Origin of the sequence: Burkholderia sp. Bp9015 (assembly GCF_003853505.1) — a bacterium.
GTDB lineage: Bacteria > Pseudomonadota > Gammaproteobacteria > Burkholderiales > Burkholderiaceae > Burkholderia.
In genome coordinates this window covers 159168-171767 of the sequence record NZ_QTPZ01000006.1, presented here as the reverse complement: position 1 = coordinate 171767, position 12600 = coordinate 159168, and the positions used below count along the sequence as shown (strand labels likewise).

At 64.9% G+C, this 12600-nt stretch carries 10 protein-coding genes; all 10 read left to right on the top strand.

Annotated features, from left to right (window positions below; all coding sequences use genetic code 11):
• Nucleotides 1-1077: 1077 nt before the first annotated feature.
• The 10 genes from DIE12_RS09375 (at nt 1078) to DIE12_RS09330 (ending at nt 12315) form a co-directional block, all read left to right on the top strand.
• The gene (locus tag DIE12_RS09375; RefSeq protein ID WP_044845229.1) at nt 1078-2235 is read left to right on the top strand and encodes an ABC transporter substrate-binding protein; all 1158 of its coding nucleotides are present in this window, start codon (nt 1078-1080) and stop codon (nt 2233-2235) included.
• A 189-nt stretch (nt 2236-2424) separates the two neighbouring features.
• Nucleotides 2425-3480: a branched-chain amino acid ABC transporter permease gene (locus DIE12_RS09370; RefSeq protein WP_124520445.1), complete on the top strand. Its 1056-nt coding sequence runs from the start codon at nt 2425-2427 to the stop codon at nt 3478-3480.
• 4 nt (nt 3481-3484) lie between these two features.
• Complete coding sequence (locus DIE12_RS09365; protein ID WP_124520446.1) at nt 3485-5269, top strand: ATP-binding cassette domain-containing protein; 1785 nt, start codon at nt 3485-3487, stop codon at nt 5267-5269.
• Nucleotides 5269-6024: an ABC transporter ATP-binding protein gene (locus DIE12_RS09360; protein ID WP_044845231.1), complete on the top strand. Its 756-nt coding sequence runs from the start codon at nt 5269-5271 to the stop codon at nt 6022-6024. Before DIE12_RS09365 ends, DIE12_RS09360 begins: the two co-directional genes overlap by 1 nt.
• A 490-nt stretch (nt 6025-6514) precedes the next feature.
• Nucleotides 6515-8485, top strand: coding sequence for a tRNA uridine-5-carboxymethylaminomethyl(34) synthesis enzyme MnmG (mnmG, locus tag DIE12_RS09355; RefSeq protein WP_044845232.1), 1971 nt, complete (start codon nt 6515-6517; stop codon nt 8483-8485).
• Complete coding sequence (gene rsmG / locus DIE12_RS09350; protein WP_124486820.1) at nt 8482-9168, top strand: 16S rRNA (guanine(527)-N(7))-methyltransferase RsmG; 687 nt, start codon at nt 8482-8484, stop codon at nt 9166-9168. Before mnmG ends, rsmG begins: the two co-directional genes overlap by 4 nt.
• A 51-nt stretch (nt 9169-9219) precedes the next feature.
• Entirely contained in the window at nt 9220-9999 is a 780-nt protein-coding gene (locus DIE12_RS09345) for a ParA family protein (protein ID WP_044845234.1), read from the top strand.
• A gap of 31 nt (nt 10000-10030) precedes the next feature.
• Nucleotides 10031-10924: a ParB/RepB/Spo0J family partition protein gene (locus DIE12_RS09340; protein WP_124520632.1), complete on the top strand. Its 894-nt coding sequence runs from the start codon at nt 10031-10033 to the stop codon at nt 10922-10924.
• 22 nt (nt 10925-10946) lie between these two features.
• Complete coding sequence (locus DIE12_RS09335) at nt 10947-12068, top strand: SLC13 family permease (protein WP_124520511.1); 1122 nt, start codon at nt 10947-10949, stop codon at nt 12066-12068.
• A 64-nt stretch (nt 12069-12132) separates the two neighbouring features.
• On the top strand, nt 12133-12315 hold the full coding sequence (locus DIE12_RS09330) for a hypothetical protein (protein ID WP_124486821.1): 183 nt from the start codon (nt 12133-12135) through the stop codon (nt 12313-12315).
• Nucleotides 12316-12600: the final 285 nt, after the last annotated feature.

Genomic DNA, 12600 nt, shown 5'->3' with positions numbered 1-12600 from the left:
GTTGCGGCGGCCTCGGGACGGTGCCGCGCGGCAAGGCTGGTGCCCCATTTTCGTGCGGCGATGCACCATAGGGGTAAATGCTAAGTTGTCGCAGGGTGAAAGGTCCTTTAATCTTCGTTTCAGTTCTGATGCACCGCGAAACGAATTTGCAGGTGGAGAACGAGGAGACAATCGAGGCACAAAGTGCCCGGACCCCAAAGCGCTGTTGGACGGAATCCAACAGCGCTTTTTCATTTGTGTGCGCGAATTTCCATTGATGGTGCAGGCGAGTGGCGCCGCGTTTCCCGCGCCCGTTTCTGCCTCACCTCATCTCGCATCGCTCGCGTTTCATCCCGTCCCCCCGTTTTCGTCCAATCCTGCCGGTCGATCGCCGCTGGCGCGCAGCCACGCGCATGCCGTCCGGGCTTACCCGGTTGGCGTGCGCAAAAAGCGTCCGTTACACTCAGCTTTCGCCGACCGTGCGGTCGGGAAAATAGTCGGCAGTTCTCCTACAAGCAAAATGCAGAAGAGGGAGTGCGGTTGGATGAGAAGCGCGGGACGATGGATCGGGGTGCGAGGGGCGGCTGGCGCCGCTCGTTCGGGTGCGGCGGTGCATCGGTATGCCCGGGCTTTCACGAGCCGTCCTGCGGACGGTATGCGCGTTCTGGCGCGATTGCCCGGCACGGCGGCTTCTCCGGTCGTTGCGTTCGCATCCGACGCGTCGTTCGGATGCGCATGAACCGCCGGTTTTCCGATCGTGTGCCGCGCGCTTGCGGAGCCGAACCAGGCTCGGCCGGCCGACCTTCCCGCGATCGTTGCATTCGCATCGATCGCGTCTCGCGCAACGCTGCGTTTCTCCGTTCCCTTCATCCTGGCGACATTGCTGCCGCGCATCGTGGCGGTCGAACGACCGTTTCGGAACGCGCCGCGGCGCGTGCGTGCGTGCGATCGCCGGGGCTCGATTGCGACGCCGGCGTTTCACGGGAAAACGAGCGTAGACGCGGTACGGCGAGATAGTTAATTTATTAACTTGTTTGAGGACCGGGAGCCGCCCGAGCGACCCACGGATTTTTCGAGCAGCGTTTGGAGACAACGTAAATGAAGATGAATCGATGGATGGAGGTTCTGCTTGCCGCGGGCCTCGTGGGTGCGGCGGCCACGGCGTCGGCGCAGGTGAAGATCGGCGTGACGCTGTCGGCCACCGGGCCGGCCGCCTCGCTCGGGATTCCGGAAAAGAACACGATCGCGCTGCTGCCGAAGGAAATCGCGGGCAAGAGCGTCCAGTACATCGTGCTCGACGATGCGTCCGACACGAGCCGCGCGGTGCAGAACGTGCGCAAGCTGATCGACGAGGATCACGTCGACGCGATCATCGGCTCGTCCGTCACGCCGAACTCGCTCGCGATGCTCGATCCGGTGTCGCAGGGCAAGACGCCGACGATCTCGCTCGCGGCGAGCGCGCAGATCATCTCGCCGATGGACGCGAAGCGCGCATGGATGTTCAAGGTGCCGCAGAACGACCAGCTGATGGCCGACGCGATCGCCGGCTACATGGCGAAGCATGGCGTGAAGACGGTCGGCTTCATCGGCTTCGCCGATGCGTACGGCGACAGCTGGTACAAGACGTTCAGCGCGGCGGCCGAGAAGAACGGCCTGAAGCTCGTGTCGAACGAGCGCTTCAACCGCACCGACGCGTCGGTGATGGGGCAGGTGCTGAAGCTGTTGGGCTCGAATCCCGACGCGGTGCTGATCGCCGGTTCGGGCACGCCGGCCGCGCTGCCGGCCAAGACGCTGAAGGAGCGCGGCTACAAGGGCAAGGTGTACCAGACGCACGGCGTCGCGAACAACGACTTCCTGCGCGTGTGCGGCAAGGACTGCGAAGGCGAGATCCTGCCGGCCGGCCCGGTGCTCGTGACCGACCAGTTGCCCGATTCGAATCCGGTGAAGAAGCCGGCGCTCGGCTACAAGGCCGCATACGAAAAGGCGTACGGGGCCGGTTCGCTGGCGACCTTCGGCGGCCATGCATGGGATGCGGGCCTGCTGCTGCAGCGTGCGATTCCCGATGCGCTGAAGAAGGGCCAGCCGGGCACCGAGGCGTTCCGCGAGGCGCTGCGCGCATCGCTCGAGAGCGTGAAGGATCTGCCCGTGTCGCACGGTGTGATCAACACGACGGCGACCGATCACAACGGCTTCGACACGCGGGCGCGCGTGATGGTGCAGATCGTCGACGGCAAGTGGAAGCTGCAGGCCGAGTAAGCACCACGTGAAACCGGCGGGCGCGGCGCGAACGGTGCCGTGCGCGCCGTCGGCGGCGCGGCGATCCGTGCTCGCGCCGCATGGAATGCCGGGAAGCCCGCAACGCGACGCCTGACCGCCGGTCTTGCCGTCCGCGCGCGGGCCGTTCCCGTCGCCGTTTCTCCGCAGCATTCTCGATACACGAAACGTATGGATCTCTCGATTGCGGCGATCCTCGCGCAAGACGGCATCACGACCGGCGCCATTTATGCATTGCTGTCGCTGGCGCTCGTGCTGGTGTTTTCCGTCACGCGGGTGATCTTCATTCCCCAGGGCGAATTCGTCGCCTACGGTGCGCTCACGCTTGCGGCGTTGCAGGCGCAGAAATTTCCCGCCACCTGCTGGCTGCTGTTCGTGATGGGCATCGCGTGCTTCCTGCTGGAAGTCGGCGGCCTGGTCCGCCATCGCGAACGCCGCCATCAACTCGGCCGCACGCTCGCGACGCTCGGCAGCCGCTACGTGCTGCTGCCGCTCGCGGTGTTCGCGATCACGCGCAGCTTTGCCGCGCAGCCGCTGCCTATGCTTGCGCAGATCGCGTTGACGCTCGCGATCGTCGTGCCGATGGGGCCGTTCGTCTACCGGCTCGTCTATCAGCCGATCGCCGAAGGCACGACGCTGCTGTTGCTGATCGTGTCGGTCGCCGTCCATTTCGCGATGGTCGGCCTCGGGCTCGTGATGTTCGGCGCTGAAGGCTCGCGCACCAACGGCTTCGCGGATGCGTCGCTGTCGGTCGGCAGCATGACGGTGTCGGTGCAGAGCATCCTCGTGGTCGTGACCGCGCTGGTGCTGATCGGCGCGCTCTACGTGTACTTCGGCCGCACGATCGCCGGCAAGGCGCTGCGCGCGACGTCGGTGAACCGGCTCGGCGCGCGGCTGGTCGGCATCGGCACGACCGAAGCAGGGCGGCTCGCATTCACGCTGGCGGCCGGGCTCGGTGTGCTGTCCGGCATCCTCGTCGGTCCGTTGACGACGATCTATTACGACTCCGGCTTCCTGATCGGCCTGAAGGGTTTCGTGGGCGCGATCATCGGCGGGCTGGTCAGTTATCCGCTCGCGGCCGCCGGCTCGCTGCTGGTCGGCGTGCTCGAATCGTATTCGTCATTCTGGGCGAGCGCGTACAAGGAAGTGATCGTGTTCACGCTGATCATCCCGGTGCTGCTGTGGCGCAGTTTCGCGGCGCCGCATGCGGAAGAGGAAGAGGAGTGACACGATGAAGACGATGGTACGCAACAAGACCTTCTGGGTGTTTCTCGTGGTGCTGTTCGCGCTGCCGGTGCTGCCCGGCGCGCTGCAGGTGCCCGAATACTGGATCACGCTGCTGAACTACATCGGCCTCTACGCGATCGTCGCGATCGGGCTCGTGCTGCTGACGGGCGTCGGCGGGATGACGAGCTTCGGGCAGGCCGCGTTCGTCGGCATCGGCGCGTATGCGACCGCATTCCTGACCACGCGATACGGCGTGTCGCCGTGGCTCGCGCTGATCGTCGGCGTCGTGCTGACGGCGCTCGTCGCGCTGGTACTGGGCGCGGTCACGATGCGCCTGTCCGGGCATTTCCTGCCGCTCGGCACGATCGCGTGGGGGCTCGCGCTGTTCTATCTGTTCGGCAACCTCGAGTTGCTCGGCAAGTACGACGGGATCAACGGGATTCCGGCACTGAACCTGTTCGGCATCGAGCTCGGCAGCGGCCGCAGCCTGTACTTCCTGATCTGGGTCGTCGTGCTGGCCGCGATCGTGTCGGTGCAGAACCTGCTCAACAGCCGGCCCGGCCGCGCGATCCGCGCGCTGCGCGGCGGCGGCGTGATGGCCGAAGCGATGGGCGTGAACACCGCGTGGATGCGCGTCGTGATCTTCACCTACGCGGCCGTGCTCGCCGCGGTATCGGGCTTCCTGTACGCGCACCTGCAGCGCGCGGTGAACCCGACCCCGTTCGGCCTGAACCACGGGATCGAATTCCTGTTCATGGCCGTGGTCGGGGGCGTGTCGCACGTATGGGGCGCGGTGCTCGGTGCGGCGATCCTCACCGTGCTGCAGGACTACCTGCAGACGCTGTTGCCGAAGCTGCTCGGCTCGGAAGGCAACTTCGAGATCATCGTGTTCGGCGTGCTGATGGTGCTGTTGCTGCAGTACGCGCGCCAGGGCGTATGGCCGTTCGTCGCGAAGCTGTTTCCACGCGGGCCGCGCGCACATGTGCCCGACCATGCCGACCCGCTGCCGCAGCGCGCGAAGCCGGTGGCGGGCGAGCCGCTGCTCGTGGTCGACAACGCGCGCAAGCAGTTCGGCGGGCTGGTGGCCGTCAACGACGTCAGTTTCGACGTGAAAGCGGGGCAGATCGTCGGCCTGATCGGCCCGAACGGCGCGGGCAAGTCGACCACGTTCAACCTCGTGACCGGCGTGCTGCAGCCGACCGGCGGCACGATCACGTTCCGCGGCGAGCGGATCAACGGGCTCACGTCGCGCCAGATCGTCCGCCGCGGGATCGGCCGGACGTTCCAACACGTGAAGCTACTGCCGACGATGACGGTGCTCGAGAACGTCGCGATCGGCGCGCATTTGCGCGGCCATACGGGCGTCTGGCGCAGCATCGCGCGGCTCAATGCACATGAGGAAGCGCAGCTGCTGGCTGAAGCGGCACGACAGATCCGCCGCGTCGGGCTGGAGAAGCACATGTACGACGAAGCGGGCAGCCTCGCGCTTGGCCAGCAGCGGATTCTCGAAATCGCGCGCGCGCTGTGCTGCGATCCGACGCTGCTGCTGCTCGACGAGCCGGCGGCCGGGCTGCGCTACCAGGAGAAGCAGCAGCTCGCGGACTTGCTGCGGCGCCTGAAGGCCGAAGGGATGAGCGTGTTGCTCGTGGAACATGACATGGATTTCGTGATGAACCTCACCGACCGGCTGGTGGTGATGGAATTCGGCACGCGGATCGCGGAAGGGCTGCCGCAGGACGTGCAGCAGGATCCGGCGGTGCTCGAAGCGTATCTGGGCGGGGTGGAGTGATGACGGACACGACGATGCCGATTCTCGAGGTACGCGGGCTGGCGGTGCGGTACGGAAAGGTCGAGGCGCTGCACGGTGCGGCGATCAAGGTCGGCGCAGGGCAGATCGTCAGCGTGATCGGCCCGAACGGAGCCGGCAAGTCGACGCTGCTGAACGCGATCATGGGCGCGTTGCCGGTGACCGGGCACGCGTCGGGCGCGATCGTTTACCGCGGTAACGACGTAGGCGCATTGCCCGTCGAGCAGCGCGTCGCGCGCGGGATGTGCCTTGTGCCGGAAAAGCGCGAGCTGTTCAGCACGATGACCGTCGAGGACAACCTCGTGCTGGGCGCGTATCGCCGCAAGGTCGCGGGTGAGTCGAACTTCCTCGACCAGCTCGATCATGTGTTCGCGCTGTTTCCGCGGCTCAAGGAGCGGCGCAAGCAGGCGGCCGGCACGCTGTCGGGCGGCGAACGGCAGATGCTTGCGGTGGGCCGCGCGCTGATGGGTAAGCCCGACCTGCTGATGCTGGACGAGCCGAGCCTCGGGCTGGCGCCGCTGATCGTGAAAGAGATTTTTCATATCATCAGCGCGTTGCGTGGCACGGGCGTCGCGACGCTGCTGATCGAGCAGAACGCGCGGGCCGCGCTACAGATCTCGGACTACGGCTATGTGCTGGAGACCGGCGAGTTTGCGCTGGAAGGGCCGGCTGCCGAGTTGGCACAGAATCCGCAGGTAATCGAAACGTATCTGGGGCTTGCGAAGAAAACGGCTTGATGGGTGAGGCGGTGGGCGGGAAACGGGCGGCGTGTTTCACGTGAAACACGCCGTTTTTGTTTCGGGGGAGGGCGACGTGACGGTGAATCGAGTGTGGGGATAAGTGCCGGAGCAACCAGCGGAAGCACTGTGACGAGAGTGCGGGCTCATCGCGTCGGGTTGCACAGGGAATGAGCGTTGACGGTGGTCGGTCGCCACAGGGGATAAGTGCCGGGCGATTGACCGGAAATACTGTGATGTCACGGTGATGTCGGTTCACGAGCCGCTACCGGGTCCTCGGTTTTGCACAGCTTGGCGATGTGCGGTGAGGTCGCGCCAGCGCCGCCAAGGCCGGCTAGGCGGCACAGCTCGGCCGATCGGCCGAAAAAAACCGGCTAAATGAACGGTCCCTACCATTCGGACGGCCTTCGGGTGAAAAGCGAACCCGCTATAATTCGGCCCATACATTTCTCAGATAGGTTCGTGCGCAGTCCTGCGCGCGGAATCCACCATGCTTTTTCCCACAGAATTTGACGTCATCGTCGTCGGCGGCGGGCACGCCGGCACGGAGGCCGCGTTGGCATCGGCCCGTATGGGTGCGAAGACGCTGCTGCTGACCCATAACATCGAAACGCTCGGGCAGATGAGCTGCAATCCGTCGATCGGCGGTATTGGCAAGGGCCATCTGGTCAAGGAAGTCGATGCGCTCGGCGGCGCGATGGCCGCTGCGACGGACGAGAGCGGTATTCAGTTCCGGATCCTGAATTCGTCGAAAGGCCCGGCCGTGCGCGCGACGCGTGCGCAGGCCGACCGTATCCTGTACAAGGCTGCGATCCGCCATCGGCTCGAGAACCAGCCGAACCTGTGGCTGTTCCAGCAGGCCGTCGACGATCTGATGGTCGAAGGCGACCGCGTGGTGGGCGCCGTCACGCAGATCGGCATCCGCTTCCGCGCACGTGCGGTGGTGCTGACGGCGGGTACCTTCCTCGACGGCAAGATCCACGTCGGCCTGAACAATTACACGGGCGGTCGCGCGGGCGATCCGGCGGCCGTGTCGCTGTCGGCGCGTCTGAAGGAACTGAAGCTGCCGCAGGGCCGCCTGAAGACCGGTACGCCGCCGCGTATCGACGGCCGCTCGATCGACTTTTCGAAGCTGGACGAGCAGCCGGGCGACCTCGATCCGATCCCGGTGTTCTCGTTCCTGGGCCGTGCGGAGCAACATCCGCAGCAGTTGCCGTGCTGGGTCACGCATACGAACGAGCGCACGCACGACATCATTCGCGGCGGCCTCGACCGGTCGCCCATGTATACAGGCGTGATCGAAGGTGTCGGCCCGCGTTACTGCCCGTCGATCGAGGACAAGATCCACCGGTTCGCGTCGAAGGAATCGCACCAGATCTTCCTCGAGCCGGAAGGGCTGACGACCAACGAGTTCTATCCGAACGGGATTTCGACGAGCCTGCCGTTCGATGTGCAGCTCGAACTCGTGCACTCGATGCGCGGCCTCGAGAATGCGCACATCCTGCGCCCCGGCTATGCGATCGAATACGACTACTTCGACCCGCGCGCGCTGAAGGCATCGCTCGAGACGAAGGCGATCAACGGGCTGTTCTTTGCGGGCCAGATCAACGGCACGACGGGCTATGAAGAAGCGGCCGCTCAAGGCCTGCTGGCCGGTCTGAACGCAGGCCGTTACGTGCAGGAGAAGGACGCATGGTGCCCGCGTCGCGACCAGGCGTACCTTGGCGTGCTGGTCGACGACCTCGTCACGCGTGGCGTGGCCGAGCCGTACCGGATGTTCACGAGCCGTGCGGAGTATCGTCTGAGCCTGCGTGAAGACAATGCGGACATGCGCCTGACCGAGATCGGCCGCGAGCTGGGGCTGGTCGACGATGTGCGCTGGGATGCATTCAGCCGGAAGCGCGACGCTGTTTCACGTGAAACCGAACGACTGAAGTCGACATGGGTAACGCCGAAGACGCTGCCGCCGGAAGAGGCGACCGCGCTGCTCGGCAAGGCGATCGATCACGAGTACAGCCTCGCGGAGCTGCTGCGTCGCCCGGGTATCAGCTACGACGGCGTGTGCGGCCTGAAGGGCGGCGAATGCGGTCCGGCGGAGCCGTTGGCCGACGATCCGGTGCTGCTCGAGCAGATCAAGGAGCAGGTCGAGATCGGTATCAAATATCAGGGCTATATCGAACGCCAGGCGAGCGAGATCGAGCGCAACGATGCGAACGAGAACACGCGCCTGCCGGACGGTATCGACTATCGCGAGGTGCGCGGCCTGTCGTTCGAAGTGAGCCAGAAGCTCAACGAGTTCCGGCCGGAAACGATCGGCCAGGCATCGCGGATCTCGGGCGTCACGCCGGCTGCGATCTCGCTGCTGATGGTGCACCTGAAGCGCCGTGGCCTCGGCCGTCGTAATGGCACTGCCGCAGAGGCGACCGAGCAGGGGGACGGCACCGTCCCGACGCAACAATGACGGCGCGTCGCGCGCCGGCGGTTAATCGGGACGTACTTGAACAAATGCTCGTCGACGGCACGGCCGCGCTCGACATCGCATTGACGGATACACAACGCAACCAGCTGCTCGATTACGTCGCGCTGCTCGGCAAGTGGAACGCGGTCTACAACCTGACCGCGATCCGCGACCCGAAGCAGATGCTGATCCAGCACATTCTTGATTCACTCTCCATCGTTCCGCATCTGCGCGACCGTGCATCGGCGCGCGTGCTCGACGTGGGTTCGGGCGGCGGGTTGCCCGGTATCGTGCTGGCGATCGTCCGGCCGGACTGGCAAGTGACGCTGAACGATATCGTGCAGAAGAAGTCTGCATTCCAGACTCAGATGCGTGCGGAGCTGAAGCTCGCGAACCTGTCGGTCGTCACCGGGCGGGTCGAATCGCTGCAGCCGGGTGTCGAAGTGCCGGAAAAATTCGACATGATCGTATCCCGCGCCTTCGCGGATCTATCCGACTTCGTTAAACTTGCTCGACATCTCGTCGCGCCCGGCGGATCGATCTGGGCGATGAAGGGTGTCCACCCGGACGACGAAATTGCACGGCTGCCGGAAGGCAGTCGCGTAAAGCAGACGATGCGGCTGGCGGTACCGATGCTCGATGCCGAACGGCATCTGATCGAGGTCACCGTCGACGAGGCGAATTGAAGGCGCGCGGTAGCGCGCTGTTTGTTTGAAGGTAAAGGGAACACACCAACGATGGCAAAGATCTTCTGCGTTGCGAACCAGAAGGGGGGCGTCGGCAAGACGACGACATCGGTCAATCTCGCCGCAAGCCTTGCAGCGCAGGAGCAACGAGTCCTGCTGATCGATCTCGACCCGCAGGGCAACGCGACGATGGGTAGCGGGATCGACAAGGCCGCCTGCGAGTCGACTGTGTACGAAGTGCTGGTTGACGGCGTCTCGGTGACGGACGCACGCGTGCGTCCGGAGGGTGTCACGTACGACGTGCTGCCGGCCAACCGCGAGCTGTCGGGTGCCGAGATCGAACTGATCAGCATCGACAACCGCGAGCGTCGGTTGAAGGCCGCGCTCGAGCATGTGGCCGACGACTACGACTTCGTGCTGATCGATTGCCCGCCGACGCTGTCGCTGCTGACGCTGAACGGGCTGTGCGCGGCGCATGGCGTCGTGATCCCGATGCAGTGCGAGTACTTCGCGCTGGAAGGGTTGTCGGATCTCGTCAACACGATCAAGCAGGTCCACGCGAACATGAACCGCGACCTGAAGATCATCGGCTTGTTGCGCGTGATGTTCGATCCGCGCATCACGCTGCAGCAGCAAGTCTCCGATCAACTGAAAGCGCACTTCGGCGACAAGGTGTTCGACGCGGTGATTCCGCGCAACGTGCGCCTCGCGGAAGCGCCGAGTTACGGGTTGCCGGGCGTCGTGTTCGACCGCAATTCGCGCGGTGCGCAGGCGTATCTCCAGTTCGGTGCCGAGATGATCGATCGCGTGCGCGCGTTCGAGGTGTCGTGATCCGGACATGAGCGAAGCGAGGAAGAAAGACATGAACGCGGTACCAAAGAAGAAGGGCTTGGGACGTGGCCTCGAAGCGCTGCTCGGCGGCAGTGCGGACATCACCGAAGCGGTGAAGATCGAAGGGGCACCGAACACGCTCGCGCTCGGCAAGCTGCAGGCCGGCAAGTACCAGCCGCGGACGCGGATGGACGAAGGCAGCCTGCAGGAGCTGGCGGCCAGCATTCGCGCGCAAGGCGTGATGCAGCCGATCCTGGTACGACCCATTTCATCTGACAAATACGAGATCATCGCAGGCGAGCGGCGTTTCCGCGCGGCACGCCTGGCTGGCCTCGACGAAGTGCCGGTGCTCGTGAAGGACGTGTCCGATCAGGCAGCCGCGGCGATGGCGCTGATCGAGAACATCCAGCGCGAGGACCTGAACCCGCTGGAAGAGGCGCACGGCATCCAGCGTTTGCTCGACGAGTTCGGTTTCACGCACGAACAGGCGGCCGAATCGGTCGGCCGTTCGCGCAGCGCGGTATCGAACCTGCTGCGCCTGCTGAACCTTGCTTCGCCGGTGCAGACGATGCTGCTGGCCGGCGATCTCGACATGGGGCACGCGCGAGCGCTGCTCGCGGTCGACGCCGCGACGCAGATCACGCTCGCGCATCAGGTCGTGAACAAGCGCATGTCGGTGCGCGAGACCGAGAAGCTGGTCGCGCACACGACGAAGGAAGCGCCGGCGGTGAAGGCGCGTGCGAAGGATGACGGCGGCCGCGACACGCGCCGTCTCGAGGAGGAGTTGTCCGACCTGCTCGCGTCGACGGTGAAGATCAAGCTCGGCCGCCGCGGGCGAGGGCAGGTGCTGATCGACTTCGGCAACCTCGACGCGCTCGAGGGCATTCTCGCGCGCCTTCGCGGCAACGCCGCGACGGAAGAGTAACGAGGTGCGATTGACGGAGAACATGGGCGCGGCAGCGCCGCGCCGATGGCTCGGATGGCTGATGCAGGAGCCGGTGCTGGCGGTACTGGCGCTTGCACTGATTATTCTTCAATGGTTGCGTCCGCAACCAATTGCCACATTGGCCGGTCTCGTCGACTGGCAGACCGTCGCGACGCTCGCGGGTCTGCTGATGCTGACCAAGGCGCTCGAGCTGTCCGGGTGCCTGATGTGGCTCGCGCATCGCATCGTGCATCACGTGCATTCCGAGCGCGGGCTGGCGATGCTGCTCGTCGTGTTCGCGGCGGCGCTCGCGATGTGGCTCACCAACGATGTCGCGCTGTTCGTCGTCGTGCCGCTGATGGTGTCGCTGCGCCTGCTGACGCCGCTGCCTTTCCGGCGGCTCGTGATCGTGGTCGCGCTGGCCGTCAATGCGGGGTCCGTCGCGACACCGCTCGGCAATCCCCAGAACCTGTTCCTGTGGCAATTGAGCGGCGTGTCGTTCGGCCGCTTCGTCGTCACGCTCGGGCCGCTCGCGCTGGCGCTGATGGCGCTGCTGCTCGTGCTGACGGCGTGTGCGTTTCGCGCGAAGCCGCTCGATCTGTCGGGAGACGTTCAGGCCGTCCCCGTCCAGCGCCTGCATGCGTTGCTCGCGGCGGTGCTGTTCGGTGCGTTCGTGCTGCTCGCCGACGCGCACCATCCCGTGCCGGGCCTGATCGCCGTCGTGATCGCGCTGCTGGTGGCGAGACGTGATGCAGTCCTGAAGATCGACTGGCTGCTGCTGCTGATTTTCGTGCTGATGTTCGTCGTGCTGCGCAGCGCGGCCGCGCTGCCCGTCGTGCACGACGCGATCGCGCGGACTCACCTCGATTCGCCGCTGCGCGTGTTCGCGGCAGGCGCGGTGCTGTCACAGGGCATCAGCAACGTGCCGGCGGCGATCCTGCTGTCGGAATTCACGCACGACTGGCGGGCGCTCGCGTTCGGCGTATCGGTCGGCGGTTTCGGTTTCGCGATCGGTTCGCTCGCGAACCTGATCGCGGTGCGTCTCGCGAAGGAGCCGCGCATGTGGCTGCCGTTTCACCTCGTGTCGATCCCGTTCGCGCTCGTGAGCGCGGCATTGGGTGCATGGTTGCTCGTGCGCGGTTAAGCGATGCGGCGGCCTGCGGTGCAGGCGCGCTGCAAGCTTGGCGGGGTGGGGCACAGCATTCGCAGTGGGTGAGAAGCCGGGGCTGTTGATAAGTGCGGCGATCCACAGTCGATCGACTGTGGCGGCACAACAACTGATTGCAGGCATCGACGCGCTCGCGTGCGAGCGTATTTCACGCATCGCGCTCGTCGCGGTGGTCACAGTATTTCCTCTCCTTCGCATCGCTGCGCCCGATCATTTTCCGTGATCGCGTCACAGCAGAATTCCTGCTGCAAACGCGTCGCGCCGGTGTCGCCCGCACCAGGCGTCGATGCCACGTCATTGCCTCGTCGCCGGACTTTTTCGGGCAAGAAATACCCGTGCAAAAAAGCGACCTTACAACTGTCATCGTACGTCGTGGATTCGCGCGTTTTTCACATGATGAGGCGTCGTTTTACGCAGGTTTTTGTCGCGTCTAAAGCCTTGAATCACTTGCAACTATCGCTTACAATCGCCCGGATTTGTTAGCTAGGCACCCCTGAAAGCTTTCGGA

Excerpts from the sequence above, each read along its gene's own strand:
- DIE12_RS09360 (WP_044845231.1), top strand. The coding sequence starts at position 5,269 with ATGACGGACACGACGATGCCGATTCTCGAGGTACGCGGGCTGGCGGTG.
- DIE12_RS09375 (WP_044845229.1), top strand. The coding sequence starts at position 1,078 with ATGAAGATGAATCGATGGATGGAGGTTCTGCTTGCCGCGGGCCTCGTG.
- rsmG (WP_124486820.1), top strand. The coding sequence starts at position 8,482 with ATGACGGCGCGTCGCGCGCCGGCGGTTAATCGGGACGTACTTGAACAA.
- DIE12_RS09365 (WP_124520446.1), top strand. The coding sequence starts at position 3,485 with ATGAAGACGATGGTACGCAACAAGACCTTCTGGGTGTTTCTCGTGGTG.
- mnmG (WP_044845232.1), top strand. The coding sequence starts at position 6,515 with ATGCTTTTTCCCACAGAATTTGACGTCATCGTCGTCGGCGGCGGGCAC.
- DIE12_RS09335 (WP_124520511.1), top strand. The coding sequence starts at position 10,947 with ATGGGCGCGGCAGCGCCGCGCCGATGGCTCGGATGGCTGATGCAGGAG.
- DIE12_RS09370 (WP_124520445.1), top strand. The coding sequence starts at position 2,425 with ATGGATCTCTCGATTGCGGCGATCCTCGCGCAAGACGGCATCACGACC.
- DIE12_RS09340 (WP_124520632.1), top strand. The coding sequence starts at position 10,031 with ATGAACGCGGTACCAAAGAAGAAGGGCTTGGGACGTGGCCTCGAAGCG.
- DIE12_RS09345 (WP_044845234.1), top strand. The coding sequence starts at position 9,220 with ATGGCAAAGATCTTCTGCGTTGCGAACCAGAAGGGGGGCGTCGGCAAG.